The 26,355-nt window shown below is 45.8% G+C and carries 19 protein-coding genes and 1 pseudogene; 14 read left to right on the top strand and 6 right to left on the bottom strand.

Annotation, left to right across the window (positions count from 1 at the left end):
• The first annotated feature begins 1 nt into the window (after position 1).
• From NSB28_RS01680 to dtd, 3 genes are all read left to right on the top strand, one after another.
• Positions 2 to 910: an RluA family pseudouridine synthase gene (locus NSB28_RS01680; RefSeq protein WP_109624505.1), complete on the top strand. Its 909-nt coding sequence runs from the start codon at positions 2 to 4 to the stop codon at positions 908 to 910.
• 92 nt (positions 911 to 1,002) lie between these two features.
• Positions 1,003 to 1,644, top strand: a complete 642-nt coding sequence (locus tag NSB28_RS01675; RefSeq protein WP_109624506.1) for a cytidylate kinase-like family protein — start codon at positions 1,003 to 1,005, stop codon at positions 1,642 to 1,644.
• A 6-nt stretch (positions 1,645 to 1,650) separates the two neighbouring features.
• Positions 1,651 to 2,124 (top strand): D-aminoacyl-tRNA deacylase, encoded by a 474-nt coding sequence (dtd, locus tag NSB28_RS01670; RefSeq protein ID WP_109624507.1) that lies wholly within the window; start codon positions 1,651 to 1,653, stop codon positions 2,122 to 2,124.
• A gap of 95 nt (positions 2,125 to 2,219) precedes the next feature.
• Here dtd and NSB28_RS01665 read toward each other — a convergent pair whose 3' ends face one another.
• Positions 2,220 to 3,287: an endonuclease/exonuclease/phosphatase family protein gene (locus tag NSB28_RS01665; protein ID WP_109624508.1), complete on the bottom strand. Its 1,068-nt coding sequence runs from the start codon at positions 3,285 to 3,287 to the stop codon at positions 2,220 to 2,222.
• Between the two features lie 75 nt (positions 3,288 to 3,362).
• Complete coding sequence (gene pdaA / locus NSB28_RS01660; RefSeq protein ID WP_109624509.1) at positions 3,363 to 4,184, bottom strand: delta-lactam-biosynthetic de-N-acetylase; 822 nt, start codon at positions 4,182 to 4,184, stop codon at positions 3,363 to 3,365.
• A 128-nt stretch (positions 4,185 to 4,312) separates the two neighbouring features.
• Between pdaA and NSB28_RS01655 the strand changes: the two genes are divergently transcribed.
• The 3 genes and pseudogenes from NSB28_RS01655 (at position 4,313) to eno (ending at position 7,941) form a co-directional block, all read left to right on the top strand.
• The gene (locus tag NSB28_RS01655) at positions 4,313 to 5,377 is read left to right on the top strand and encodes a M23 family metallopeptidase (protein WP_109624510.1); all 1,065 of its coding nucleotides are present in this window, start codon (positions 4,313 to 4,315) and stop codon (positions 5,375 to 5,377) included.
• A 138-nt stretch (positions 5,378 to 5,515) separates the two neighbouring features.
• Positions 5,516 to 6,508 (top strand): annotated as a pseudogene (locus NSB28_RS01650) (Na/Pi cotransporter family protein); the annotation flags it as partial.
• 143 nt (positions 6,509 to 6,651) lie between these two features.
• The gene (eno, locus tag NSB28_RS01645) at positions 6,652 to 7,941 is read left to right on the top strand and encodes a phosphopyruvate hydratase (RefSeq protein WP_109624512.1); all 1,290 of its coding nucleotides are present in this window, start codon (positions 6,652 to 6,654) and stop codon (positions 7,939 to 7,941) included.
• Here the strand turns inward: eno and NSB28_RS01640 are convergent.
• Positions 7,931 to 8,281 carry an ArsR/SmtB family transcription factor gene (locus NSB28_RS01640; RefSeq protein ID WP_109624513.1) on the bottom strand — a complete coding sequence of 117 codons (351 nt, stop codon included), beginning with the start codon at positions 8,279 to 8,281 and terminating at the stop codon, positions 7,931 to 7,933. The genes eno and NSB28_RS01640 overlap by 11 nt on opposite strands.
• 298 nt (positions 8,282 to 8,579) lie before the next feature.
• Between NSB28_RS01640 and NSB28_RS01635 the strand changes: the two genes are divergently transcribed.
• From NSB28_RS01635 to NSB28_RS01605, 7 genes are all read left to right on the top strand, one after another.
• Positions 8,580 to 9,245: a TetR/AcrR family transcriptional regulator gene (locus NSB28_RS01635; RefSeq protein WP_109624514.1), complete on the top strand. Its 666-nt coding sequence runs from the start codon at positions 8,580 to 8,582 to the stop codon at positions 9,243 to 9,245.
• 126 nt (positions 9,246 to 9,371) lie between these two features.
• Complete coding sequence (locus NSB28_RS01630) at positions 9,372 to 11,108, top strand: ABC transporter ATP-binding protein (protein ID WP_257497394.1); 1,737 nt, start codon at positions 9,372 to 9,374, stop codon at positions 11,106 to 11,108.
• Positions 11,109 to 11,157: 49 nt separating this feature from the next.
• Positions 11,158 to 12,762 carry an ABC transporter ATP-binding protein gene (locus NSB28_RS01625; protein ID WP_257497393.1) on the top strand — a complete coding sequence of 535 codons (1,605 nt, stop codon included), beginning with the start codon at positions 11,158 to 11,160 and terminating at the stop codon, positions 12,760 to 12,762.
• Between the two features lie 282 nt (positions 12,763 to 13,044).
• Positions 13,045 to 15,012, top strand: a complete 1,968-nt coding sequence (locus tag NSB28_RS01620; RefSeq protein WP_257497449.1) for a methyl-accepting chemotaxis protein — start codon at positions 13,045 to 13,047, stop codon at positions 15,010 to 15,012.
• Positions 15,013 to 15,142: 130 nt separating this feature from the next.
• The gene (locus NSB28_RS01615; protein WP_257497392.1) at positions 15,143 to 16,573 is read left to right on the top strand and encodes an ABC transporter permease; all 1,431 of its coding nucleotides are present in this window, start codon (positions 15,143 to 15,145) and stop codon (positions 16,571 to 16,573) included.
• A 68-nt stretch (positions 16,574 to 16,641) separates the two neighbouring features.
• Positions 16,642 to 17,307: a response regulator transcription factor gene (locus NSB28_RS01610; RefSeq protein ID WP_109624518.1), complete on the top strand. Its 666-nt coding sequence runs from the start codon at positions 16,642 to 16,644 to the stop codon at positions 17,305 to 17,307.
• A complete protein-coding gene (locus NSB28_RS01605; protein ID WP_109624519.1) occupies positions 17,304 to 18,422 on the top strand; it encodes a sensor histidine kinase in 1,119 nt (372 codons plus the stop codon). Before NSB28_RS01610 ends, NSB28_RS01605 begins: the two co-directional genes overlap by 4 nt.
• 10 nt (positions 18,423 to 18,432) lie before the next feature.
• Here the strand turns inward: NSB28_RS01605 and NSB28_RS01600 are convergent, their stop codons facing one another.
• Entirely contained in the window at positions 18,433 to 19,887 is a 1,455-nt protein-coding gene (locus tag NSB28_RS01600; protein ID WP_257497391.1) for a GntR family transcriptional regulator, read from the bottom strand.
• A 202-nt stretch (positions 19,888 to 20,089) separates the two neighbouring features.
• Here NSB28_RS01600 and NSB28_RS01595 point away from each other — a divergent pair, with 202 nt between their 5' ends.
• The gene (locus NSB28_RS01595) at positions 20,090 to 22,516 is read left to right on the top strand and encodes a PAS domain-containing hybrid sensor histidine kinase/response regulator (RefSeq protein ID WP_109624521.1); all 2,427 of its coding nucleotides are present in this window, start codon (positions 20,090 to 20,092) and stop codon (positions 22,514 to 22,516) included.
• 5 nt (positions 22,517 to 22,521) lie between these two features.
• Here NSB28_RS01595 and NSB28_RS01590 read toward each other — a convergent pair whose 3' ends face one another.
• Both NSB28_RS01590 and NSB28_RS01585 read right to left on the bottom strand, forming a co-directional pair.
• Positions 22,522 to 24,780, bottom strand: a complete 2,259-nt coding sequence (locus NSB28_RS01590; RefSeq protein ID WP_109624522.1) for an ATP-binding cassette domain-containing protein — start codon at positions 24,778 to 24,780, stop codon at positions 22,522 to 22,524.
• An 84-nt stretch (positions 24,781 to 24,864) separates the two neighbouring features.
• Positions 24,865 to 26,322: a GntR family transcriptional regulator gene (locus tag NSB28_RS01585; protein WP_109624523.1), complete on the bottom strand. Its 1,458-nt coding sequence runs from the start codon at positions 26,320 to 26,322 to the stop codon at positions 24,865 to 24,867.
• Positions 26,323 to 26,355: the final 33 nt, after the last annotated feature.

The following is a 26,355-nucleotide window of genomic DNA, read 5'->3' as shown; positions in this document are numbered from 1 at the left end:
GATGGAACATATTGAGTTTGAGGCTGCTCCTGAAAATATAGAAGAGCGGATAGACGTTTTTCTGGCAGGGGAGATGGAGGGATTTTCACGTTCCTATATTCAGAAGCTGTTAAAGCAGGGAAATGTGCTGGTGAATCAGAAACCGGCAAAGGCAAATTACAGGTTGGACGAGGGAGATCAGATCCACGTGGAGGTTCCGGAGGCAGTGGCTCCTGAGATAGTGCCTGAGGATATCGCCATTGACATCCTGTATGAGGATGAAGACCTTCTGGTGGTAAATAAGCCAAAGGGAATGGTAGTACATCCCGCGGCCGGCCATTACAGCGGCACTCTTGTCAATGCGCTTTTGTATCACTGTAAAGATGGCCTTTCAGGGATCAACGGGGTCATGAGGCCTGGCATTGTGCACAGGATAGATATGGACACTACAGGATCCCTTCTTGTATGTAAGAATGACTTTGCTCATCAGGCCATCGCAGCTCAGCTAAAGGAGCATTCCATTACAAGGAGATACAGGGCTATCGTCCATGGAGTAATTGAGGCGGATGCGGGCTCTGTTTGTGCGCCTATCGGACGCCACCCCACAGACCGCAAGAAGATGGCTGTAAATGAAAAGAACGGAAAAGAAGCTGTCACCCATTATAGGGTGATACAGCGGTTTGAGAAGTATACTTATATTGAATGCAGTCTGGAGACGGGCAGAACCCACCAGATCAGGGTCCATATGAGCCACATACACCATCCTCTGCTTGGAGATACTGTTTACGGGCAGTCAAAATGTCCCTTTAAGCTCCAGGGGCAGACGCTGCACGCAATGGTCCTGGGTTTTGTGCATCCCAGAACAGGCGGGTATATGGAGTTTACAGCTCCTCTTCCTGAGTATTTTGAGCAGCTGTTAAAAAAAATTTAAAGGAAATCCGTTAAAATGTATGAAATATGTGTACATTTTGGCGGATTTGTTTTATAATAATTCCATACAAGGAAAGAAAGGATGTGACGCGTATGGCATGTAAGACTATTATAACTATCGGCAGACAGTATGGAAGCGGCGGAAGAGAGATCGGTGAAAAACTGGCAGCTGACCTTGGAATTAAATTTTATGATAAGGAGCTTTTGAGCCGTGCGGCAAAAGAAAGCGGCCTGTGCGAAGAACTTTTTGAGAATCATGATGAGAAACCTACAAACAGTTTTCTTTATTCGCTGGTGATGGATACCTATTCTATGGGGTACTCTTCAGCAGCATTTGCAGATATGCCGATCAATCATAAGGTATTTCTGGCTCAGTTCAATGCAATCAAGGAAATTGCCAATGAAGGCCCCTGCGTCATGGTAGGACGCTGTGCAGACTATGCTCTGTCAGAGTATAAGAACTGTGTGTCAGTCTTTGTAGAGGCGCCGATGGAGGCAAGGATCAGAAGGATCGCCGAGAAATATGATCTGACTGATGCCAAAGCAAAGGACAGCATACAGAAGACAGATAAAAAGCGTGCCAGCTATTACAACTATTACTCCAATAAGAAGTGGGGAGATGCCAGCAGCTACAACTTGTGTATCGACAGCAGTATCTGCGGTGTTGATGGTACAGTAGAGCTGATCAAAAATTTCGTGGCTTTGAAAGAAGCCAGGGATGCAGCAGGAGTATAAGCCTTTATGAAATTCGTAATACAGAGAGTGAAGAAGGCCAGTGTGAGTATTGGCGGTGAAACTGCCGGTTCCATATCAAAAGGATTTCTGGTATTGATCGGTATTGGACATGAAGATACCAGGGAGGATGCAGACATCCTTGTGAAGAAAATGACAGGGCTGCGGATTTTTGAAGATGAGAACGGAAAGACTAATCTGTCGCTGGCAGATGTGGGAGGTGCTCTGCTCCTTATATCACAGTTTACGCTGTATGCAAACTGCCGCAGGGGCAACAGGCCCAGTTTTACTGATGCGGCGCCGCCGGCAATAGCAGAAGAACTGTATGAGTATATCATCTCTGAATGCAGGAGCAGGACAGCCGATGTACAGAAAGGCGTGTTTGGCGCAGAGATGCAGGTTGAGCTGTGCAATGACGGTCCTTTTACCGTGATCTTGGACAGTAATGAACTGAAAAATAAGAAGCCGGGTTCGCAGGAATGAAAGAAACCGCTTTCCAGAAAGGAGTAACCGCTCACTGTCTGTTTGACAGGAAGCGGATCATCCCCCACCGGAAAGCGGTTTTTTAGTTTCTGTTGTCAGGGGGTCAGGGTCACAGTAAGCTTGACAGGCTGATGGTCAGTATACCGGAAATTCACATCCTGTACCTCAACTGCTTTGACGCTCACATTTGATGATACAATAAAGCCGTCTATGACATAAACCTGAGAAGTCTCATAAGAGCCTGTGTACGGGGCATTTAAAAGCCGGCAGGTAGGGTAAGTGTCATCAAGGGCGAAGGAAAAGCCTTCAGGCAGGTCAGAGGGGGAGATTACGCCGGGTGTCCAGTAATCGGAGACAAGGATGGGATATTTCTCATTGGTGCCTTCGAAAGTCTGGTTAAAATCCCCGGCTGCTATCACATAATTTCCTTTGTCGGATTCCTCCTTGAGGATCTCTGCCAGCATCTTGCTCTGAGCGATCTTGCCCTCGCCGCTGTCATAAGCCTCCAGGTGAAGATTGACCAGCACCAGCTCCTTATCTGTACCCTCCAGAGGAATGCGGCTTTTTAAGAGGCAGCGCTTCAGATTGCATGTCTTGACAGGCCATGAGAAGGATTCCGGCAGGGAGATCCTGACAGCCTCCTGCACCTGCATATTTGTCATGGTCAGCAGTCCTCCCTCCACATGTCCTATGAACGGGAGAGGATAGGGCACAAAATCACATTTAAAATTATATGCGAACATGCTTCCGAGGCCAAGGGCCTTTTCCAGATACTGCTGTTCATCAATATGGTATGAACGCTTTGAATTGATATCCACTTCCTGGAGAAAATATGCATCAGCAGGATTGGCTGCAAGGATATCGGCGATCCCCTGCATGTTTTCTTCCACCAGTTCCCTGCTTTCAGGTTCAACCTTCGTTCCGCCGTCCATGAAGAAGTCTTCATTCTGGCTGAGTCCCCCATAACCGATATTATATGTCATAAATGTAAGCTCATCACCGGGGGCAGGCTTTCTGCTGCTGCCGGAGGGAACCTGTATATCTTCTGCGGGGTCAGGCCTGTATTCACGGATCGTGAGATACAGAACGGCACAGACAAGCAGTATCAGAATTGTCCCCACTGCGCCTCCTGTAATACATAGTGCTTTCTTAAAACGTTTCATTTGCATTCCGCCTTTTTGTATAATATAGTACTGTTATTTTAGCATACAGCGCTGGTTTCTACAATAGAAATGACATCATTGGGCAGCAGCCAGTTCATCCAGCGATTTAAAGGTGTATCCCATCTCTTCCCATTTTGTCAGGAGTTCATCCAGGATAGCGGCATTCGTGCTGGAAGTGTTGTGGAGCAGCACTACGGCGCCGGGATGTATACGGCCCAGAAGCTTTTTGAAGGCTTCCTCTTTTGTGGGCTGTTTATCCTGATACCAGTCTACATAAGCCAGGCTCCAGAAAAATGTCTTGTATCCAAGCTCCTTTGCCATTTCCAGGTTTGCAGAACTGTATTTGCCCTGGGGCGGACGGTAATATTTTGTCATCTGCTGTCCTGTCGTCTGCTGGTAGAGCTCCTCAATATCACTCAGTTCTTTGGCAAAGGCTTCTTTTGTGGAGATTTTAGACATATCCGGGTGATGGTAAGTATGATTGCCTACTGTATGGCCCTCTGCAACCATACGCTTTACCAGGTCTGGGCTGGTGGAGAGAAAATTTCCCACGACAAAAAAGGTGGCAGGGGCATTATGTTTTTTCAGGGCATCCAGGATAGCAGGCGTGTTCCCGTTTTCATATCCGCAGTCAAATGTCAGGTATAATACCTTATCCTCTGTATCTTCCGCATAGTATGCGTTGTATTTGGCCAGCTCCTCGAAAGAAGCATTTGCGACAGGAGGCTGGCCTTCCTCCTGGAAACTTAAGCCCCAGTTGCCGTCAGCGCTGGCTGTCACGGCCTCATCTTGTGTAAAATAATCCCTGGCCATTCCCACGGCATGCCCGAGAAGGAATGAGGCACAGAAGAGGATACCGATTTTTACATATTTCTTATAGGATGATCTGTCAATCATTGAAACCACCTGAAATTCATTTGTTAAAGTATATTTGCAGAAGGATTGAAAAATGCCAGTGACTGTTCAGGCATTCCCGTCAGCCTTTCTGCATAATATAATACAGAGTTTTCATGTGGGAAGAGATTATGGGAAAAGAAAAATGTTTGTTTTTTGGAATTCTGGCCGAGGCCGCGGTGCTTACAGCCATACTTGTATTCTTAGGTCTGAACCCTTTACAGGAGACTGCCGCCGGCGCAGAGACGCAGGTGACAGAAGAGTCGGAGAAGAAAGATTACATAAAATGGGTGGAGTTTAATGTAACATGTGAAGCTCTCAGCAAGGCATATTCTCTCGATACAGAGACATACGGCCAGGAAGTGCATCTGAACTGGATCGAGCTGCTTGCTTATCTGGGCGCCAGGTATGGCGGGGATTTTAAGCAGTACAAGGATTCTGACATGACGGCGCTGGCACAGAAGCTGGAAGAGGGGGCCAAGATGGAAGAACTCACAAAGGATATGAAATATTATTCATACTATAAAGAGGCGTATGAGGCTGTTCTTGGAGGCCTGGTGGGAGAATACGAGATTGAAGAAACGGATGGGGAGGGAAAAACTGAGTGGGTGAAGAAGTATGGCCTGAAAGGCTTTTCGCCTATAGCAAAGGGATTCCCATACAGCGATTATGATGATTTCGGAGCTTCCAGAAGCTATGGATATAAACGTAATCATCTGGGGCATGATATGATGGGGCAGGTTGGAACGCCTGTTGTGGCCGTGGAGTCGGGATACGTGAAAGTGATGGGATGGAACCAGTATGGAGGATGGCGTATAGGTATCAGCAGCTTTGACGGCAGAAGATATTATTACTATGCTCACTTAAGACAGAATTTTCCGTTCTGCAGGACGCTTGAGGAGGGAAGCATCGTCCAGGCAGGTGATGTGATCGGCTACATGGGCAGGACAGGATACAGCACGAAGGAAAACGTAAATAATATAGATACGTACCATCTTCATTTTGGCCTTCAGCTGATTTTTGATGAATCACAGAGAGAAGGAGTACATGAGATATGGGTGGACTGTTATCAGCTGGTCAGGTTCTTATATAAGAATCAGTCAGAGACAGTGCGTGATGACAGCACGAAGGAGTGGTCTCGTGTATACCAGTTTAAAGACCCGGCGGCTCAGGAATATGAGAACTCATCGAAATAATGTACAAAAACACTTTACATAGATTTTACACAGATTTGACGTTGTGCAGGTGGAAAAGCAGCTGATAATTCTTCATAATAGAGAAGAAGATATTGCGGCTGGTCCGCTAAAGTACGCACGAATGGAGAGTGTAAAAGTATGGGTGAAGTATTCGATACCGTTTTTGGACTTCTTGGAGGTCTGGCAATTTTTATTTTTGGCATGAATATGATGAGTGATTGTCTGCAGAAGGTTGCAGGCGAGAAAATGAAAAGTGTCCTTGCTGTACTCACAAAGAATCCTCTGATGGGTGTTCTGGCAGGCGCACTGGCAACGGCTGTGCTCCAGAGCTCCAGCGCTACCACAGTCATGGCCATTGGGTTTGTGGGGGCGGGGCTGATGAGTCTTCCACAGGCGATTTCCATCATCCTGGGAGCAAATATAGGAACGACGATGACTGCACAGCTGATTGCGTTTAAGATCAGTGACTACATCTGGCCAATCGTATTTACAGGCTTTTTGATCTCCTTTATAACAAAAAAAGAAAAGACAAAATATATTGGGCAGACGATCTTTGCATTCGGGCTGCTGTTTGTGGGAATTGAGACTATGGGTTCAGTCATGAAGCCGCTGGCTTCCAGCCCTGTTTTCACTGACCTGATCGCCCAGGTCTCACATATCCCGGTGCTTGGCGTGCTCCTCGGCACTGTGATGACCCTGGTAGTGCAGAGCTCCAGCGCCACCATCGCTGTACTGCAGAACTTTGCATCACAGGCCGGACCCGACGGGGTGAGCAGTATTCTGGGGCTGGCCGGTGCTATCCCCATCCTGCTGGGGGACAATATTGGAACGACGATCACAGCCCTGCTTGCAAGCATCGGACAGTCTAAAAATGCAAAGAGGACTGCTGTTGCCCACAGTGTATTTAATATAACGGGAAGTATGCTCTTTATCTGGTTTATCCCCCAGTTCGCCCGTTTTATTCAGTGGATATCGCCTAAGGGGAATGAGGCCGAGGTGATATCAAGGCAGATTGCAAATGGCCATATGATGTTTAATGTGATCAATACCCTGATATGGCTTCCGCTCATTCCGCTGATGGTCAAGATAGTTAAATTTATTGTCAAAGACAAGAAGAAAATAAAAACTGCAGAAAAACTCTCTCCATATCCGGCTAAGGATGAGACGGAGAGTGAAGAGAATTTGGCTTCAGCTGTATAAATTTTTGTAAAATCCTTATCATATATATGTATGATGAGGATTTTTTAGTTATTTGCGGCATGAAAGGAGCAGCTATGAGAAATATGAAGATTAAAGAAGTAAGAGGGAGAGAGATCATTGATTCCAGGGGAAATCCCACCGTGGAGGCCCAGGTCATATTAAAGGACGGCACGTGCGGGATGGGAGCAGCGCCCAGCGGTGCATCCACCGGTGAATTTGAGGCCCTGGAGCTGAGGGATCAGGATAAAAAAAGATATGGGGGCAAAGGTGTCCAAAAAGCAGTAGAGAACATCAACAAGACGATAAATGAAAAACTTCAGGATATGGATGCCTCCGACATTTATGCGATCGACAGTGCAATGATAAAGGCGGACGGTACGTCCGATAAATCGAAGCTTGGGGCAAATGCCATCCTGGCAGTTTCCATTGCCTGTTCCAGGGCTGCAGCCTGCTCTATGGGCATACCCCTCTACAGGTTTTTTGGAGGCATTTCAGGAAACAGACTGCCTGTTCCAATGATGAATATATTAAATGGGGGAGCCCATGCGGCAAATACAGTCGATGTGCAGGAATTCATGATCATGCCTGCAGGAGCAACCAGTTTCAGAGAAGGGCTGCGCTGGTGCACAGAAGTATTCCATGTCCTGGCATCCATACTGAAGGATAAAGGCATGGCAACATCAGTGGGAGATGAAGGGGGCTTTGCCCCGGACCTTAAAAGCGATGAAGAAGCTATAGAATACATCCTGGAGGCGGTAAAAAAAGCCGGATATGAGCCGGGAAAAGATTTTGTGCTGGCTATGGACGCCGCAGCCAGTGAATGGAAGAGCGGCAAAAAAGGAAAATATCTTCTTCCTAAGTGCAAAAAGACATTTACCTCAGAGGAACTGATCGCACACTGGAAACAGCTATGCGATAAATATCCCATCCGTTCTATAGAAGACCCGCTTGATGAGGAGGACTGGGACGGCTGGAAGGAAATCACAAAAGTGCTGGGAGACAGAGTCCAGCTGGTGGGAGACGACTTGTTCGTTACAAATACTGAACGTCTGGCAAGAGGCATCCGGGAAGGCTGCGGTAATTCCATCCTTATTAAGCTCAACCAGATAGGCTCTGTATCTGAGACACTGGAGGCCATTAAAATGGCGCATAAAGCCGGATATACAGCCATCGCGTCACACCGCTCAGGAGAGACAGAGGACACTACCATCGCTGACCTGGCTGTTGCACTTAATACATGCCAGATAAAGACGGGAGCGCCCAGCAGAAGTGAGAGAGTAGCCAAATACAATCAGCTTCTGAGGATAGAAGAGATGCTTGGGGGAAGCGCTGTATATGCGGGCACGGATGCCTTTACTCGCTGATATGCTCAAGCGCCATCTCCAGAATATCTTTTACGTGATCATCATTTAAAGAGTAGTATATATTTTTCCCATCTCTCCGGGCGCGGATCAGCTTTGACTGGCGCAGCGCCCTGAGCTGATGTGATACGGCAGATTTTGTCATGTCCAGAAGGACAGCCAGATCTCCAACACACAATTCTTCTTCCTCTAATGCCCAGAGCAGATTGATTCTTGTATTATCCCCCATCACTTTAAAAAATTCAGAAAGGTCACTTAGCACATCAGGGTGAAGCATATTGGGACGAATCCTGCCAAGTGCTTTTATATTAACCGGATCACAGTCGGATTTCTTTGTATTCATAAGCTTGTTCCTCCTTTGGGGTATGTCTGTAAAGTTTATACTGCTGTAAATAGTATAGTTGAATATATAATCAATTGTCAATATAGCACTTAAAGAAATAGAATGTACAGTTGAGCATTTAATCAATTATATAAAAACTTTATTTTATGGGCTTTCAGAACTTAATGAGATACTGATAATGTTGGATACAAAATATCTTTTGGCCTTATCATCTTGACAAGAAAATAAATACCTGCTAGAATTAGAATGAATGATTCATTTCGAGATGCAAATAATAATTTTATGAAAGGATAATATTATGGAGAATCCAAGACTGCAAAAAATATATCAGGAGGCTGGCCGGCTTTTCAACCTGAATGGTTATGCAAACACAAAAATGGCGGAAATAGCCAAAGCATCCGGTGTCGCCGTTGGTACAATGTACTCCACGTTTACCGGAAAAGATGCCGTCCTTTCTTTTGTGATTAAAGCAACCTTCGATAAAGACTATCTGTTACAGGAATTCACTCTGCCTATAAAACCGGCTGATGACTCAGAACTTTTATCCATGCTGAGAAGGGTGATGGATTATTCTTTTGGTTCTATTTTGAATATTACGGATGAAAAGGGGGAAATTTGTAAAGATTTTCTGACCCTGGTAGAAGAGTTATTTGACTTATTTGCAGATTATCTTCTTGCGTTGGATGTGATCGAACATAATCCGGAAGCACTGGCTGAAATGAATAAAGAATATATGCCTAGAAAATGGGCTTTTTTCGGAGAACTTGAAAAGTATCTGAAGGTGTATATAGACGCGGGACAGATCAGGCAACTGGAATATCTCCCGCTTCATGTACCTTTTCTGATTAATGCAATCACATGGTGGGCGCTGAACTCTGTTCTGTCTTTCCCGCAGGTTACTGTTCAGCGTGATACTGCTAAAGAGATATGTATAGGAGTTGTCAGGAAAATGTACCAGCTTTAAATAAAACGAAAATTAAAAGTCTGAAGCGCAAAATGCGCTTTAACTTTTGCATATGAATTAGAATGAATGGTTCAATTCAATAGCGCAAATATATACTAAATGATATTTGTAAGAAAGGCGGTAAATATGGATCTAAATAAATTTATGAGAACTATATATGGTAAAAAACTTTACACCCAGACAGCGCTTATGATTCTGCTGGCCTTTGGTTCAGCGAGTGCATTGTTTATTGTTACCTACTATCTGGGGTTGATTATTGATGCGGTCTCAATCGGATACAGCGAAACAGTGCATTATTTTTTTGCAATTCTATTTTCGCTGCTCGCCTCTACTATTAGTTCTGCTTTACTGGCTTTTTGGGGCGGCAAAATGAAAGCGGAATTTTCATACCGCCTGCAGGTCATGATTGGAGAAAAAATATGTTCAGCACAGTTTCGGGAGATTGAACAGATTAATGATGGAGAATTACTCTCAATTGCTGCAAAAGATATAGAAGGTCTAAAAAACTGGCTGTCTACAATATTGAAGATAGGGTGTCTGCCAGCACAGCTGGGGCTGACAATCTTTTTTCTGGCACATTTAAATTGGAAATTCGCATTGTGCACAATTGGGCTGATACCGCTTATTGCCATTCCAGAGATGATGATAGCGAAAAGGCTGGGAGTATATCATGCCAATGAAAAAAAGACATATGGCAGTATACTGTCTTTTTTTACAGGGACAATTGGATTGCTCCTGGTAATCAAGTCCTTTTGTTTGGAAGAGCTGTTCGGAGAAAAGAATAAAGCCGGGTTAAAACTCTATAAGAAAGCTCGGATGAAACGTATTCTGCGTGAACAGATGGTCGACAATTATGGACGGGCCTTTGGGCATTTTACAAACATACTGCTCTTGGTACTGGGTGCATATTTTATTCTGGAGGGGGAGATGTCCCTGGGAATGCTGACCAGCGTCATTCTGCTTGCGAATTTTGTAGGGGAGGGTATTAAAATACTGAATGAAGTACCTGTTAGTCTGCAGGGGGCGAGAGCAAGCACTGCTCATATACAGAAACTTTTTATGATGCAGAATGAGTCTGAAATGAGTGAAAACTTACAGCATGTGAGTGAACAGAAGCTTCTGCCTGTCTATGATGTACGTTCACTTAGTTTTATGTATGGCAGCAGAGTCATACTTCACGATATTAGTTTTTGTATTTACATGGGTGAAAAGATTGCAGTTGCCGGTACAAGCGGATGCGGTAAAACTACCTTATTCAAACTGCTTGGCGGATTGTATATGCCTGAGAAAGGGCAGATTTATTTTCAGGGAAAAGATATTGCGGAAATGTCTCCGGAGTACATTAGAGAGAAAATAACGGCAGTTGCACAGGAGACTTTTCTCTTTCATGGAACATTTAAAGATAACATTAAAATGACAGATAAGGACTGCAGGGAAGAAAACGTTGCTGCTGCAGGCAAAAATGCCCTGATTGATGATTTTATCCAGTCGTTTGAGAAGGGATATGATACCGTGATAAATACGGCAGTTCAGTCAATTTCTAACGGCCAGATGCAGAGAATCAACCTGGCAAGGGCTTTTTTCAAACATGGCAATGTGCTGCTGTTGGATGAGCCTGTATCTGCACTTGATCAAGATACAGCTAAGATGGTTCTGGATAATCTGTTATTTGAATATAGAGACAGCACTATCTTGATGATTCTGCATAATATGCAGGAGATCAAACGGTTTGACAAAGTACTTGTGCTGGACGGCAAAGCAGTGGCAGGATTCGGGACACATGAAGAACTTATGGAACTATGTGCAGTTTACAGGAGACTGTACAATAGCAAAATGGTGAACGACCAGGAGAGAGAGGTATAATATGCAGACTATGTTCTCTATGTCAAAATATATCAGGAGAAATCTAAAATTGTGGATAGCAGGTTTGTTTATCCCCGTCTTTGCAAGTCTTGCCACTAATATATTTTTTGCAGAACGGCTGCAGAAGTTCTCGGCTCTGCTGTTAGATTCACAGATGTCATTTGCGGAAACAGTAGTTATGCTTTCAGCCGCATTATTGATCCTGCTGCTTTTATCAGTCATTGATGATATTGGCATATATTTATTTTCTTTATTTGCGATTACTACTGAAAACGAATTAAGACAGGATTTTTACAGCAGCATGATACATGCATCTTTAAAAGAGCTTCAGCAGTTTAACAGGGGTGAGCTGATTACAAGGTATAATACTGATGCAGGGCAGTGCACAGGCATTGTTTCTTATGATGTCCATGGCATGATTTATCAGGTGTCTGTGGGGATGGGATACCTGATTGCTGTCATGGTATATGACCTATGGATAGGATTCATTATGCTGGCGCTGGGCTTTGGCGTTATACTGATGAATTATCTGCTTCTTCGCAGGATAATTGTGGCTCAGACAGAGATTATAAAGGCAAATGAAGAGTATACATTAAACTGCAGTAACGTCATACAGGGAAAGATGAGTATCCGCCAGTACTCAGCCGGAGGTATGATGACAAATAAAATAGAGGCATCTTCCAGACTGGCTTGTCAGAAAGAATACCGGTATGTATGGCTGCAGACTTTAAAAATACTCACCTCAGACAGTCTGGCTAATATATGCACTTACCTTTTGACCCCACTGGCCTGTATATTTGCCGTATACGGATATATCAGCATACCGGCTGTTTTGTTTATCCATCAGATCTGCAGATATTTTATTATGTATACTCAGAATCTGGGAACCTCCTACATCAATTATAAGACACATGAGCTGTCTTATGACAGGTTCAAAGAAGTTTTGTCTATGACAGATGAGGAGGCAGAGAGAGGAAGAGCAGAGGATAAGGATTTTCCAGCGGATAACAGTGTGTCGTTTGAAAGAGTAAGTGTATATTACAAAGAACGCAGGATTCTGAATGATGTTTCGTTTACCATAAGGCCGGGCGAGATCACATGTCTGGCGGGTGAGAGCGGAAGCGGTAAATCTTCTCTGGTAAAAGCACTTCTCCAGATGGTTGATTATCAGGGCAGGATTTGTATCGGAGACAGAGATTGCGCAGATATGCCAATAGATATACTGCGGGGCCACATTTCTCTGTCACCCGAACACGGTGATCTGTTTAATACTACTGTGTATGAGAATATACAATTTGGAAACCTGTCGGCTACGGAACAGGAGATAGACCTGGCAGCCAGGAAAGCAGCAATTACCGGCGAAATGTCATTTATGCAGCGTAATGCAGGTGAAAACGGGAGCCAGCTGTCGGGCGGCCAAAAACAGAGGGTATCAATAGCACGCGCCATACTGAAAAATGCGCCGGTAATTATTCTGGACGAGCCCACAGCGGCCCTTGATGCTGTATCAGAAGCAAAGCTTCTGGATACCATCACATCCCTGAAGCAGGAAGGCAGGTGCATCCTGATAATTTCGCATAAAGAATCCACGCTGCGGGCAGCAGACAGGATACTGTATATTGAGGATGGAAAAGTGACGGAGAAAACAGGCTGACGCGATAAAGTTAAAAGATAAAGAAAGATCTGATGCAAACGCCCCTCGTATATGTTATGATTAAAGCAGGCCATATCAATGTTTAATGTAAATATTAAGAATATTGATTTTAAGAAGAGTTGAAATATCAGAGGTGAGCGGAGGTATAAAATGTTTAAGGGCAGAAAAGAATCAGGTACAGGCAGAAAGTCATATACAGGCGGAAAAAGGGGCAGCGGACCGTGAAAGACATCAGGGGGGAAATCGCGCAGGGAATCAGTTTCATCGAAGATCATTTTGAGTGTGCTGGCTGTGCTGGTCCCCTCGCTGGCTATTCTGATCGTCACATCATGTATGGTGGCGTCGAACAGTATATCGGCCCAGAGTAAAAAAATTCTGGATGCCCAGACTGACTATGCACTTTCTATAATTAATGACTTTTTCAGCGGCAAAGTTACAGCTGTCAGGATGTTTGAAGAGAATGATGACCTCCAGGCTTATTTTAAAGCTGTATCAGACCGCCAGGATATAAATACATATAAGGATAAAAATGTAGTTCTCAAGAGCCTTTCAGATGCCATGAAAAGGATGGAGGATGAGCAGGTGCTGCAGGTGTGGGCTGCAGATGAGAGAACTGACTGCTACCTGTTCTCTACAGGTGAGATCGTGGAGGCTGATCTGCAGAATACTGAATGGTATCATGATGTGGTTTCCAGCGGAGATACTGTGATATCTGAGCCATACCTGGATCCGGCCACGGATAAAACAGTAATTTCAGTTGCAGCGCCTGTTTTTGATGCGGATGACGGCGGGATATCAGGGTTTATGGGCTTTGATGTTTCCTTAGACAGCCTTTCTGATCTCCTCTCAGCTATTAAAGTAGGTGAAAATGGCTATATGGAGCTGCTTTCGGATGATTCCGAATATATATACAGTGATGATATAAAGGCCATGGGGAAAAATGTTGACGAACTGAATATAATACAGGAGTATAAGGATAAAGTAAGAAACAGATATAATGGGGTATTTAATTTTTCCTATGAGGGGATAAAATATACTTCCATGTTCAGAAACAGTGAGATAACAGGCTGGCTGGCGATCGCCACGCTGCCTCTGGCTGAAGTGAATGCAACGAGAAATACGATGATAGCTTTGCTGGTTTTTCTTTCATTTATAATACTGACAGCTCTGATCGCTGTTATTGTAGTGATAATCCGAAGACGGATGAAACCGCTGGCTAAGATCAGCAGCGGCATGGAAGAGTTTGCCGGAGGAAACCTGTACGTTAATATTGACGTTACAGGCGGTGATGAGATTGGAAGGCTGGCTGACAGCGTCCGTTTTGCTACAGGCTCCTTGAGAGAAATGATAGACGATATTTCAGCTATACTTGGTGAGATATCGGAAGGAAATCTAAACGTGCAGGTAAAGGATAAATATATCGGGGATTTTAAGTTTATCCGTGATGCACTTGTGAATATTATCCAGTCCCTCAATCTGACTCTGGGACAGATCAATACTTCAGCTGAGCAGGTATCATATGGCTCTGAACAGCTGTCAGAAGGAGCACAGGCGCTGGCACAGGGAGCATCTGAGCAGGCTGGAACTGTAGAAGAGCTGGCGGTGAGTATCGGGGAAATATCCCGGCAGGTCACTTCCAATGCGGCAGGTGCGGCAGAAGCCAGCAGAAGGGCTGCCGAATTGGGCTATGAGGTGTCGGAAAGCAACAGCAGGATGCAGGATATGCTTGCGGCGATGGACGATATCCGCGCCAGCTCCCATGAAATAGCTAAAATAATTGAAACAATTGAGGATATTGCATTCCAGACAAATCTGCTGGCTCTCAATGCATCCATGGAAGCAGCCAGGGCAGGGGAAGCCGGAAGGGGATTCGGAGTGGTAGCCAGGGAGGTGAGAAATCTATCCGCAAGAAGTACTGAGGCATCAAAAAATACAGCCGCCCTGATTGAGAATTCTTTGAAAGCGGTGAGAAATGGAACAAAGATCGCAGATGAGACAGCTGGATCCCTCCAGAATGTAGTGGCGGGAATCAAGAATGTGGTGGGAGCAATAGATGAAATCTCCCAGGCTTCTGACAGGCAGGCCCTCTCTGTAGAACAGGTGACAAACGGAATTGACCAGATCTCCCGGGTAGTCCAGGATAATTCTGCCACTGCGGAAGAAAGCGCAGCCGCATGCCAGGAGCTGTCAGCCCAGGCACTGCTTTTGAAAAATATGGTTGGAAGATTTAAGATCAAAGATGATATTTAATAGTGTAAGATAAGCGCCCTGATAAATTCTCCTGTCTGATTTCATACAGGTTCCATACTGCTTTTATAGAATAGCAGAGCAGATGGAAAGATGCCGCCATTCGCGGAGGCATATCAGAAAGGAGGCGCTTATGGGCGTATTAAAACGTGCGTGGCTTTATATTACACGAAAAAGGGGAAAGACTTTGCTTCTTATGGGGATCCTTCTTGTTATCGGAGTATTTATTCTTTCCGCGCTGACAATAGGGAGGACAGCAGAGAGCAGCCGCCGGTCAATACTGGAAGCTATCGGAGGAAAGTTTACGATCACGATCGGAAATGGACGGGACAATCCATATAATGTTCAGGAGGAGATCGGGGAGGGCAGGTATGCTATCACAAATATTGGTCCGCGGCTTACCCAGGAGAATATTGATGAGGTAATGTCACTGGGGGATATCAGGAGATATAATGCGGGCATGCCCACAGATGCGGTTGTTCCGGACCTTGAGCTTGTAGAAGGGAGTCTGCCTCCTACGGAGGGATTTGGACATCTCATCCGCGGATATGCAGTATCAGGAAGTGAGTCAAGCGATTACTTTGTTTCCGGCATGCTCTCGCTTGCAGAAGGGAGACATATTGTGCCGGGGGATACGGAAAGTGTGCTTATCAGCAATGAATTTGCAGAAAAAAATAATCTGAAGCTGGGGGACACAATGTACTTTGAAATTTCAGATGAAGCTGCAGCATTCAGCGGGATCCAGGCAGGAATCAGGACTCCGGTTAAGATAATTGGCATATTTTCAAGAGTGAAGGATGCAGTTGCAGATGCAGGCGCCATGTCCCAGCCCATCAATCTGGCAGAAAACCTGTATTTCACTGATATGTCTACACATGCATCCATGTATGGCCAGACTGGTGATTTTTATCAGGCTACATTTTACGCCGCAGATCCCGGACAGATCAGGCAGATTGCGGAAAGGGTGCGGTCACTGGATACTCTTGACTGGAAACAGTTTGAGGTAGTGATTGATACAGAAGAGTATGACAATGCCATAAAACCGGTTGAAAGCCTTAATAGCGCTGTCGGTATGATGCTGCTTATATCAATCATTGTCAGTGTGGTGATCCTCTCCCTTGTGCTGACGCTCTGGGTCAGGGGAAGGGTACATGAAGCAGGGGTATTTATAGCTGCCGGAATTGGAAAAACAGCTGTTTTCAGACAGTTTATGACAGAGGCGCTGCTGATCGCCGCAGCCGCATTTTGTCTGTCTTATTTGATCGGGAATGCTGCCGCCAAAAAGGCGGGAGATACCCTTATGAATACTGCATGGGAAAGTCAGGACGGGCAGGCATCCGGGGAAGGCGGCAGTGCAGTATCAGCAGGCGCTGCAGTGGTGGGAGATACGGAGGAGATAAGCAGTTTCTATAAGCTTCCCCAGGAACTGGATATGTCTGTGCAGCCGGTTGATTTTATTCAGATGTGTGTGGTGGTAACTCTGGTGATCTTGTTATCTGTTTTCCTGGCTTCCCTGCAGATTCTGTGCCTGTCTCCTAAAAAGATATTATCACTGATGAGCTGAGAAGGAATCAGAAATTTCATATTGCTTTCACATATTTCTGTTATACTTCCTGTAAGGAGGTTGCAATAATGGCCAGATTACTTATAGTTGAGGATGATATAAAAACAAATGAAGCAATTTGTGAGTACCTGCAGGCTGCCGGGCATGAAGCTGTGCCTGCCCTGGACGGAGCTCAGGCATTGGATATTTTTTCTGGAGGTCATATAGACATGGCAGTGCTGGATATAATGCTCCCAAAGATCACAGGGCTTGAGGTCCTCCATGAGATCAGAAAGACAAGCAGTATCCCTGTATTGATGCTCACAGCAATGGAAGATGAATACACACAGATAAAGAGTTTTGACGGACAGGCAGATGATTTCGTGGCTAAACCCTTTTCTATGATATTGCTGGGAAAACGGGTCACGGCTCTTCTGCGCAGGAGCGGCAACTTCCCTGAACTGCGGAAAATGCAGTTTGGGGAAGTTACTGTGGATTTCTGCGGATATACTGCATGGGATAAAGCGGGAAGGATAGATATCACTCCTAAGGAGATAGAACTGCTGAAAATGCTTGCGGAGCATAAAGGCATGGTGCTGACCCGCACTCAGATGCTGGATGAGCTGTGGGGATATGACTATCCCATTATAGACAGAATCATAGATACATATGTTAAAAATCTGCGCAAAAAGCTGAAGCTGGACTGTATCGTTACAGTGAAAGGCGTCGGCTATAAATTTGAGGAAACTGTATGAAAAGATTAAAGATATTTCCTAAGACCTTTCTCTATACGTTTGCAGTCATGCTTTTTATAATTGCTATTGCCCATTTCCTGATCTGTCAGTTCGCGCCTCAGATGATCTTTTCATTTAATGCTGCGTCTCCAGCGGGGGAGGAGATTGAGAATTATGTACAGGTATCAAGCTCGCTTGTGAAGGCCGCCATCATAAAAGCGCTGCCGGTGTCCCTTCTATGCTGTGTGCTGATATCCTTTTTATGTTCTCTGTTGTTTTCAAGAGCCATTACTGTCCCCCTGAAACATATTTCTGAAACTACAGGGCGCATGGCCCGCCTGGACAGATCAGCCCGGTGCCATGTGTCAGCCCGGGACGAGATCGGCATCCTGGCGTCAAATATCAACGGACTGTATGCTGACCTGCTGTCATCCATTGAGAGTCTGGAGGAGGAGAAGCAGAAAGTCAGCGCTGCTGAGAGGTCCCAGGTGGACTTTTTAAGGGCTGCTTCCCACGAACTGAAAACTCCTGTTACGGCGCTGAAGGCTATGCTGGAAAATATAATCCTGGGTATAGGAAAATACAGGGACAGAGATGTATTTCTGCCCCAATGTATGGAGATGGCAGACCGCCTTTCAGTCATGATAAAGGAAGTTCTGGATGCATCAAGGACAGATTTTGCAGGGTCAGGCACAGAAGAAGAGACATTTGATGTATCAGAATTTATTTCTGGCCTGTGTGACCCTTATTCTCTGATAGCAAAGGCTAAAGGGATTGATTTTTATGTGGAAGCGGGTGAGTCACGGCAGATAACACTGCCTAAGCAGGCCTTTGGGAAAATCATATCCAATGTGCTGTCAAACGCAGTGGCTTACACAGAACCCGGGAAAAAAGTCACAGTTTCTATCAGGGGCAAAGAGCTGAGGATATTAAATGAATGTGTGCCGGTTCCCGCAGATATTATCAAGTCCCTTTTTGAACCCTTTTACCGCCCTGATTTTTCAAGAAGCAGAGAGGGGGGAGGGAACGGCCTGGGGCTCTTTATTGTGGATAAGCTGGCGAAGGCCCTGGGTCTGCACTATGAATTCCTTCCATCCCGGGAACCGCAGGGCATGGTATTTACTTTGTTTTTTTGAAAGAATACCGTCAAAACAGGCAGATAGGGTGGGACAGCCACAGTTCTTCAGGCCGGAGGCCGCATTTTTGCAGATAATCTTCGGATACAGGAAATTGTTTTTTAAACAGGTCCTCCACAATGGCAGAGCACCGGCAGTAATCTTTTCTCTTCAGCCCTTCAGTCAAATTCTCATTAAACTGCTCAGATATCCTGTCCAGTCTGGAAGTCTCTTTAAAAGACCCTTTTAGAGGATACCCCCAGAGAAAGAGTCCGTATACCTTTGAATAGATCTCCCTTACGCCTTTAAAGGGACTGTATTTTGCAATACAGATCAGCACCTGCCATGTGGAAAGCTCGTATTTGCCTGTATTTTTGTATTCTTCCAGCTGCCTGATAAGATCAGACAATACCTCTTTAGACAATGAGGAAAACATAGAATATGAGGCCTCCCTGCAGGAATAGATAATCATTTCAAAGGACTGGGCAAAGAGCGCAAGGTTCCTCCTTACAGCTGGACAATCAAAATCAGGCTCATTGCAGCGTTTACCCACAGTAAAGATGCGGGTACCGATCCCATTGACGGATTCGGCCACTCCGGCCTGGTTTAGTACCCGGACTGTCCTTCGCATAGTGCTGACTGAGACATCATATTTTTCAGCCATTTTTTCATAAGACGGAAGAAATTCTGTTTCTCTGTATTCTCCCATATATATTTCATGCATAATACGTACTGCCAGGCTGTAGCAGAGCTGGGGACGGTCCCGGTAGACCCTCCAGACAAACGGAGTCTGCTCTGGCGCCGGAAAACGGCGGGCTAACTGGTCCAGGTATGTGGAGGCCAGGCTGACATCACTCCTCTGGTAACTGAGAAGTGACTGATGCACAGAGTCCCAGTCTTGTGCGCGTACCTGGGCAAGAAGGGTCTGCAGCCTTTGGCTTACAATAGTATTGTCATAGAAGAGCAGGTCCGTCTCCATTTTTCCAAAAGGAAAGCCAAGAAAGAGTGAGACCTCCAGGAACAAATTAATTGTAAGTGGATTTTCTACTTTTTGCAGTGTGTAGCTGTAAAAATGGAAAAGGTCATCCATATCAGCACATATTGACAGCTGCTCTAAATAGGCAAGGTCCTTTTCATCCATTCTGCGCAGTCCTTCTGTCAGCATTGGAACAAAAACAAGTTCGCTTGACTTATACAAATCTGAAAAAGCGGCCCGGCGCCCGGAATAATAGAGTCTTATAAAAGCAGCCAGTTCCTCTTTCGTCTGCCGGAACAGAACTTTTGTAAACTGTCCGCTCTGCATGGAAATGTAGCCCTCATCACGTAAACGGCGCAGCGCTGCCTTCACAGTCTGAGCGCCCACGCCAAATTCCTGACACAGTTTATCGATAGTCGGCAGGATATCTCCGTATTTATAGTAGTTAAAACGGAACCGTATAAGGAAATATTCATATATCAATTTAGAAAACTGGCTATCATTCTTCAAATGCCCTTCACCTCTGCGCTTATTTATTATCTTGCTATATTCTATCATTTTCATAAGCAAATTTCCAGAAGCCATTGAGGATTTATCTCCTTTGTGGTATACTCAAAAGAAACTATTGTGAACAAGGTGACGGATACAGGAGTAAATGGACATACCGGTTCATATGATAATAGGGCAGCAGCAGTTGAGAGGAAGCATAGAAATGAGTGAATTAAAAAAAGAAATAAAATCAGGCAGTGAAGAGTTCACGCCTGCCGATTATGAATACAGTACATTGATGAAGCTTCTGGGGGTGAGCGTAAGTAAGCACTTGCTGGATGAGCATTTTACACTCATTTGGGCTAATGAATTTTATTATGAATTTACAGGCTGGTCTAAGGAGGAGTATGAGGCAGTGTTTCACAACCGCCCTGATCTCTACTACAAGGATGATCCAAAAGAGTGGAACGAACTCACGGATGCAGTCCTTGGCGCCCTCAAAGAAAAAAAGAGCGGATACCAGCTGGTTTCAAGATTCAGGAGAAAGAACGGCGATTACATCTGGGTACAATTTTCAACCCAGTTTGCTGATGAATATATAGATGGGTTCCAGGTGGCCTATTCAGTGCTCACAAATGTAAATCATTTACTGCTGATGCAGAAGGAACAGTCTATTACATATGAAAGCCTGCCGGGTTTTGTGGCAAAATACCGGATCGACAAGAATCTTCATATGGAGATGCTGGAAGGGAATTCCAGATTTATGGAATATTTCGGGGATGGCAGAAACGGGTCTGAGAGTGTTCTGCACCGCCAAAATCTTGAGGATAATATGGAGGCTATCCTTCCAAACCGTGATAAACTGCTGAAGGGGGAGCCTGTTAATTTTATTATGAAGGTAAAAAGCAGGCAGGATAAGACTCTGTGGCTGCAGGTCAATGCCTCCTGTGTAGACTGGCAGAATGGCTGTCCCATTTATCTGGCTATATTTATAAATATCACAGATGTGACGGAGCTAAGGGCAATGCAGAAAAAGCTGACAGACCAGACAAACGCGCTTAAAGATGCCCTGGCTGTAGCGGAGCATGCTAACAGGGCAAAGTCCGACTTTTTATCACGGATGAGCCATGAAATACGTACTCCCATGAATGCAATCATCGGTATGACCACTATTGCAGCGGCGTATATTGATGACAGGAAACGGGTGGCGGACTGCCTGGAAAAGATAGGATATTCTTCAAAGCACCTGATGACACTGATCAATGATGTGCTGGATATGTCTAAAATTGAAGAAGGAATGATGAAGATCTCCCATGAGACGTTTAACCTGGAAACAGTAGTGGAAGCCATCACCTCAATGATCTATCCGCAGGCTGCTGCCAAGGGGCTGACTTTTACTGTGCCCCTCATAGATATCACGGACACTTCTCTGATCGGTGACCTTCTGAGGCTGAACCAGGTTCTCATAAATCTGCTGTCAAATGCCCTCAAGTTTACGCCTGAGGGAGGGGCCGTGAGTCTGGAAATACGGCAGACGCAGCGGATGGAGAGGAGAGCGCGGCTGCGTTTTACTGTCAGTGATACAGGGATAGGAATGAGTGAAAGCTTTCTGAACCATATATTTACGCCCTTTGAACAGGAGAGTGCGGCTACAGGACAGAAATTCGGAGGTACGGGTCTTGGTATGCCTATTACCAAGAATCTTGTGATCCTGATGGGCGGAGTGATTTCAGTCAGGAGCAAGGCGGGTCAGGGCACCACATTCACAGTGGAGATTGATTTTGACGTTCCTGAAGATGGAAACGGTACAAGGCCGCAAAAACAGCAGGCGCTGGAAAATCTGAAGGTCCTGATCTCTGATGATGACAGGGACAACTGTATCCATACATCACTGATGCTTAAGAACATGGGCATTATATCTGACTGGGTACAGACCGGCGAAGAATGTGTAGAAAAAGTCAGGGAGGCCCACAGTACAGGCGGGGACTATGATGTGTGTTTTGTTGACTGGAAGATGCCGGATATAGACGGGCTGGAGGTGATCAGGCGCATCAGGGATATTGTGGGACCTGCTACAACCATTATAGTCGTCACGGCGTATGACTGGAGCAGTATTGAGAAAAGTGCAAGAGATGCCGGCGCTGATGCTTTTCTTACCAAGCCTGTTTTTGCTTCCACGCTGTATAATACCCTTCTCTCTGTGACGGGAATTGAAAAAGTGATCATGATCCCGGAAGCAGGGCAGGATTTGAATCTGACCCAGCTGTCAGGACACCGTCTGCTCCTGGTAGAGGATAATGAGCTAAACAGGGAAATCGCCATAGAGCTGCTTAAGATGACTGGCATCACAGTGGATTACGCTGTGAATGGAAAAGAGGCTCTGGATAAATTTTTAGAATGCGGTGATATCTATGATATGATTTTAATGGATGTACAGATGCCGGTGATGGATGGATACCAGGCCACTGAAGCAATCAGGAAGTCGGGCCATCCGCGTGCCGCGGTGATCCCCATCATAGCCATGACGGCCGATGCCTTCCATGAGGATGTGGCACGGGCGTCAGAGGCAGGGATGGACGGCCATCTGGCAAAGCCTATTGATCCTAAGCTGCTTTATCAGACTATTCTGGAGACGATCAAGGCACATTAAACAGGTCAGCTCTCAGACAGAGACTTCCTGAGATACCTGGCGGTGATAGTATCAGATACATGGACCATTTCCTGGGGTGTACCTGTAAATACCACATTGCCGCCTTCAGTACCTCCGTCAGGTCCGATATCAATTATATAGTCAGCCTGTTTCATCACATCCAGATTATGCTCAATTACAATGACTGTATTTCCTCGGTTTACAAACCCATCCAGAAGCCTCATTATATTTTTTACATCTGAGGCATGTAGGCCTGTGGTGGGTTCATCCAGCAGATAGATGTTTCCCTTTTTGTCAAGATACTTTGCGAGCTTGAGCCTCTGGCGTTCCCCTCCCGAGAGCGTGGAGAGCGGCTGCCCCAGAGAAAGATAGGAGAGCCCTGTTTCCAGCATTGCATTGAGCTGGTTGCGGATTTTTCTGTTATCATGGAAGAAATCAGCAGCTTCTTCAGCAGTCATATCCAGGATCTCCATAATATTTTTTCCGCGGTACCGGCAGGATAATGCCTCGCTGCTGTAGCGGTTGCCGTCGCATGCTTCACAGGTGGTTGTTACAGGGTCCATAAAAACTAATTCAGTGAGTATGACGCCCCTGCCTTTACATACAGGACAGGCCCCCTTGCTGTTAAAAGAAAAAAGTGAAATGTCTTCATTATTTTCAGCGGCCATAAGTTTCCGGATCTCATCAAAGAATCCCAGATAAGTGGCTGGGGTGGAGCGGCCTGTGGCTGTTATGGGCGACTGGTCCACAAGAATTACCCTGTCTGCATATTTGCGGGCAAACACGTCCCTGAAAAGGCTGGACTTACCGGAGCCTGCGACACCAGTCACTACAGTCAGTACATTCTCAGGAACATCCACGGATACGTTTTTCAGATTATGAAGGTTTGCGCTGCGGACAGGCAGAAAATGCAGGGGCTTTCGGGGATTGGGCTTGAGGGGGAGCTGTTCCCTCAGAGCATTTCCTGTAAGAGTACCGGAATTTAAGAGATCTTCATAGCTGCCCTGGTATAAGATCTGTCCGCCTTTTCTGCCGGCCAGAGGCCCCACGTCGATCACTTCGTCTGCTATGGAGATCACATCTTTGTCATGCTCCACAACAAGGACTGTATTGCCCTTATTGCGCAGACTCTGCAGCAGCTTCGTCATACGGTGGACATCACGCGGGTGCATGCCTGTGCTGGGCTCATCAAAGATGTAGGTCATTCCTGTCAGGGAACTTCCCATATAGCGCACCAGCTTCAGACGCTGTGCCTCCCCTCCGGACAGGGTAGTGGATTCCCGGTTCATGCTGAGATAGGGAAGCCCTATATCGATCAGGCGTGTCAGGGAGGCAATAAGGCTGTTTACAATTGTTTCGCTCCGGGGGTCTGTGATCTTACGCAGAACAGCGGACAGCCTTGTAAATTCCATCTCACACATCTCGGCAATATTGTATCCGTTAATGCGGCAGGAGAGGGCGGCAGCATTGAGACGTTTGCCGCGGCAGTGGGGACACTCCTGCTCTTTTAACAGCTTATTCAGGCGGAGAATAGAACGGTCGCCGGAAGCTGACAGGTCCCGTTTAATAAGCAGGCGGTTCAGATGATTATAAATGCCCTCCACTTTTTTGTCTATCTGTTTTCCGCCGCGCTCATACGCCCCGTACAGCAGAATGCTGCGCTCCTTGTCAGAGTAATCACGCCACTTCTTATCCAGATCAAACAATCCGCTCTGTGTATACTGTTTCCAGTACCAGCTGCCGGGATGAAACGCCGGCAGGTCCACCATACCTTCATTCAGGCTTAAGTCCGCTCTGATAACCTGGTCATAATCCAGCTCCAGGATCTTGCCGATGCCTGAACATTTTGGACACATGCCGTTTGGGTCATTAAATGAGAAATATGATGCAGTGCCGGTATAAGGTTCACCTATGCGGGAATAGAGCAGCCGCAGTGCAGAGTACATATCGCTTATGGTGCCGACCGTGGAGCGGGCGTTTCCGCCCAGACGTGACTGGTCAATGATAACGGAGGCCGTAAGGTTATCAATGAGGTCAGCTTTTGGCTTCTTATATTTGGGCAGCCTTCCCCGGATAAATGCCGGATATGTCTCATTCATCTGCCGGCTGCTCTCAGCAGCGATCGTGTCAAACACAATGCTGGATTTGCCTGAACCAGACACTCCGGTGAATACAACTATTTTTTCTTTTGGTATTTCCAGTGAAATGTTCTTTAAATTGTTCTGTGTTAATCCTTTAATAATGATTTTATCGTGTCCGGACATATTCTTCCTCCGCCTTCTGTTTTAAAGTGTATTTGATTATAACAGCAGCGGCAAATAAAATCTTGATTTTTTTTGCTGTTTTTATCAGCTTGTGCTTTTGTCCGGGATCAGAATGCTGTCAGCCCCCGGAATACCCAGCTGGGATAAAAAACTCACGGTGCAGCAAAGTTCATAGATAATAAGCTCCTCAAGTACAGCGGAGAATCCGGAAAAATCCATTTTTTCTAAAGATTCGATCAAAGCGTCAGAATATGGAGCGTATATGGCATTGATATGATTCTGGCTTCCTTTCATGCCCCGGAGCGCGTAAGCCCAAAAGAACTGCAGGAGCAGCTCGCTGTAAACAGTCCGGATGGCCTGACAGGGGGCTGCTTTTGCAAGTAAATCCAATATAAAATGAGATAAAGTCTCACCACGCTGGCGCTGCCTGTGCCCTTTTAGCTGCCGGGACAGTGTGTCTGCCAGATATGGCCCGGAAGAAGAGAGGATAAACAGAGAGACATCTTTGCAGGACAGGGCCAGCATCTGGAGACTTTCCTCCATATCTAAAAGCCGCCGTTGAAAAACAGGATTTGTAAAATCACTGTTTTCCGTGGCCTGATGGAGCGGAAGGACCTTTGTGCCCACATATCTGGCAGACTTTATTGCGCCCACGCTTCCAAGAAGCTCAAGGGCCCTGCGGGCCGTGCTCAGGGAAACGCCCTTTTGTTCTGCAAGCTCCTTCTGAGATGGGAGGAGGCTTCCGGCAGGATATACGCCATGGCTGATTGAGATGAGAAGTTCCATGGCAAAGGAATAGCACAGCTGACGGCTTTTTTTGTAGGAACTCCATGTAAAAGGAATTTCCTTTTCCGGGAGAGGCATAGTGATCCTGGATTCGTAAAAGTGGGAGATAGCCAGGGAAAGCCGCTCTACAGACGTATCCAGTGCGGTACGAAGCCCGGGCCAGTCTTTGCTTTGGCACAGTGACAGGATATGGGGGAGATAACCGGCGGAACTGTCAAAGTACTGCAGGTTATCTTTAATAGCAAAAAACGGATCATACAAAAACATGAAAGCCTGCCAGACGAAACGCATAAGCAGGCTGTTCCCAAAGGAACTGTATTTTAGATTAAGGTGCTCCAGCATGGCGTAAGGCGCCACTGCATTTTCCTTGCGAAAAAGCCTTTCAAGGGCAGCCAGCGTCTCAGGACGGGCATTTTTCAGCCCGACCCACTGTGCGTTGCTCAATAAAGGATGCATGGAGTTTGCCAGGTCAGTCATGGCTGTTTTTCTCATAGAAAAAAAAGTCTGTATAAAATCTTCAGTCTTTTTGGCGTCATAGTTGACTTTTACTGAGGCGCCTATATTTTTTGTAAGGGTAATATATCCTTCTTCTTTAAGCTTCAGGTATGCGGCTCGTGCCGTATCCACAGACACGCAAAGCTGTGTGCTTGTTTCCTCTATGGTAGGAAGCTTATCCTGACAGTGATAGGCGCCAAATTGTATCTGGGTAAGCAGAACACTGTAGGCGACCTGCCGTAATTCTGTACTGTTTTCCAATTGTTACCTCCATTATCAATAGTAAAGCAGAAT

This window comes from Murimonas intestini, assembly GCF_024622195.1.
Lineage (GTDB): Bacteria > Bacillota > Clostridia > Lachnospirales > Lachnospiraceae > Murimonas > Murimonas intestini.
Note: the sequence above shows the minus strand (reverse complement) of the source record. Positions and strands in the feature narration are given on the sequence as shown.

What these genes read in the sequence shown, in the direction of transcription:
- NSB28_RS01680 (WP_109624505.1), top strand. Translation starts at nt 2, where the DNA reads ATGGAACATATTGAGTTTGAGGCTGCTCCTGAAAATATAGAAGAGCGG.
- NSB28_RS01675 (WP_109624506.1), top strand. Translation starts at nt 1,003, where the DNA reads ATGGCATGTAAGACTATTATAACTATCGGCAGACAGTATGGAAGCGGC.
- dtd (WP_109624507.1), top strand. Translation starts at nt 1,651, where the DNA reads ATGAAATTCGTAATACAGAGAGTGAAGAAGGCCAGTGTGAGTATTGGC.
- NSB28_RS01665 (WP_109624508.1), bottom strand. Translation starts at nt 3,287, where the DNA reads ATGAAACGTTTTAAGAAAGCACTATGTATTACAGGAGGCGCAGTGGGG.
- pdaA (WP_109624509.1), bottom strand. Translation starts at nt 4,184, where the DNA reads ATGATTGACAGATCATCCTATAAGAAATATGTAAAAATCGGTATCCTC.
- NSB28_RS01655 (WP_109624510.1), top strand. Translation starts at nt 4,313, where the DNA reads ATGGGAAAAGAAAAATGTTTGTTTTTTGGAATTCTGGCCGAGGCCGCG.
- eno (WP_109624512.1), top strand. Translation starts at nt 6,652, where the DNA reads ATGAGAAATATGAAGATTAAAGAAGTAAGAGGGAGAGAGATCATTGAT.
- NSB28_RS01640 (WP_109624513.1), bottom strand. Translation starts at nt 8,281, where the DNA reads ATGAATACAAAGAAATCCGACTGTGATCCGGTTAATATAAAAGCACTT.
- NSB28_RS01635 (WP_109624514.1), top strand. Translation starts at nt 8,580, where the DNA reads ATGGAGAATCCAAGACTGCAAAAAATATATCAGGAGGCTGGCCGGCTT.
- NSB28_RS01630 (WP_257497394.1), top strand. Translation starts at nt 9,372, where the DNA reads ATGGATCTAAATAAATTTATGAGAACTATATATGGTAAAAAACTTTAC.
- NSB28_RS01615 (WP_257497392.1), top strand. Translation starts at nt 15,143, where the DNA reads ATGGGCGTATTAAAACGTGCGTGGCTTTATATTACACGAAAAAGGGGA.
- NSB28_RS01610 (WP_109624518.1), top strand. Translation starts at nt 16,642, where the DNA reads ATGGCCAGATTACTTATAGTTGAGGATGATATAAAAACAAATGAAGCA.
- NSB28_RS01605 (WP_109624519.1), top strand. Translation starts at nt 17,304, where the DNA reads ATGAAAAGATTAAAGATATTTCCTAAGACCTTTCTCTATACGTTTGCA.
- NSB28_RS01595 (WP_109624521.1), top strand. Translation starts at nt 20,090, where the DNA reads ATGAGTGAATTAAAAAAAGAAATAAAATCAGGCAGTGAAGAGTTCACG.
- NSB28_RS01590 (WP_109624522.1), bottom strand. Translation starts at nt 24,780, where the DNA reads ATGTCCGGACACGATAAAATCATTATTAAAGGATTAACACAGAACAAT.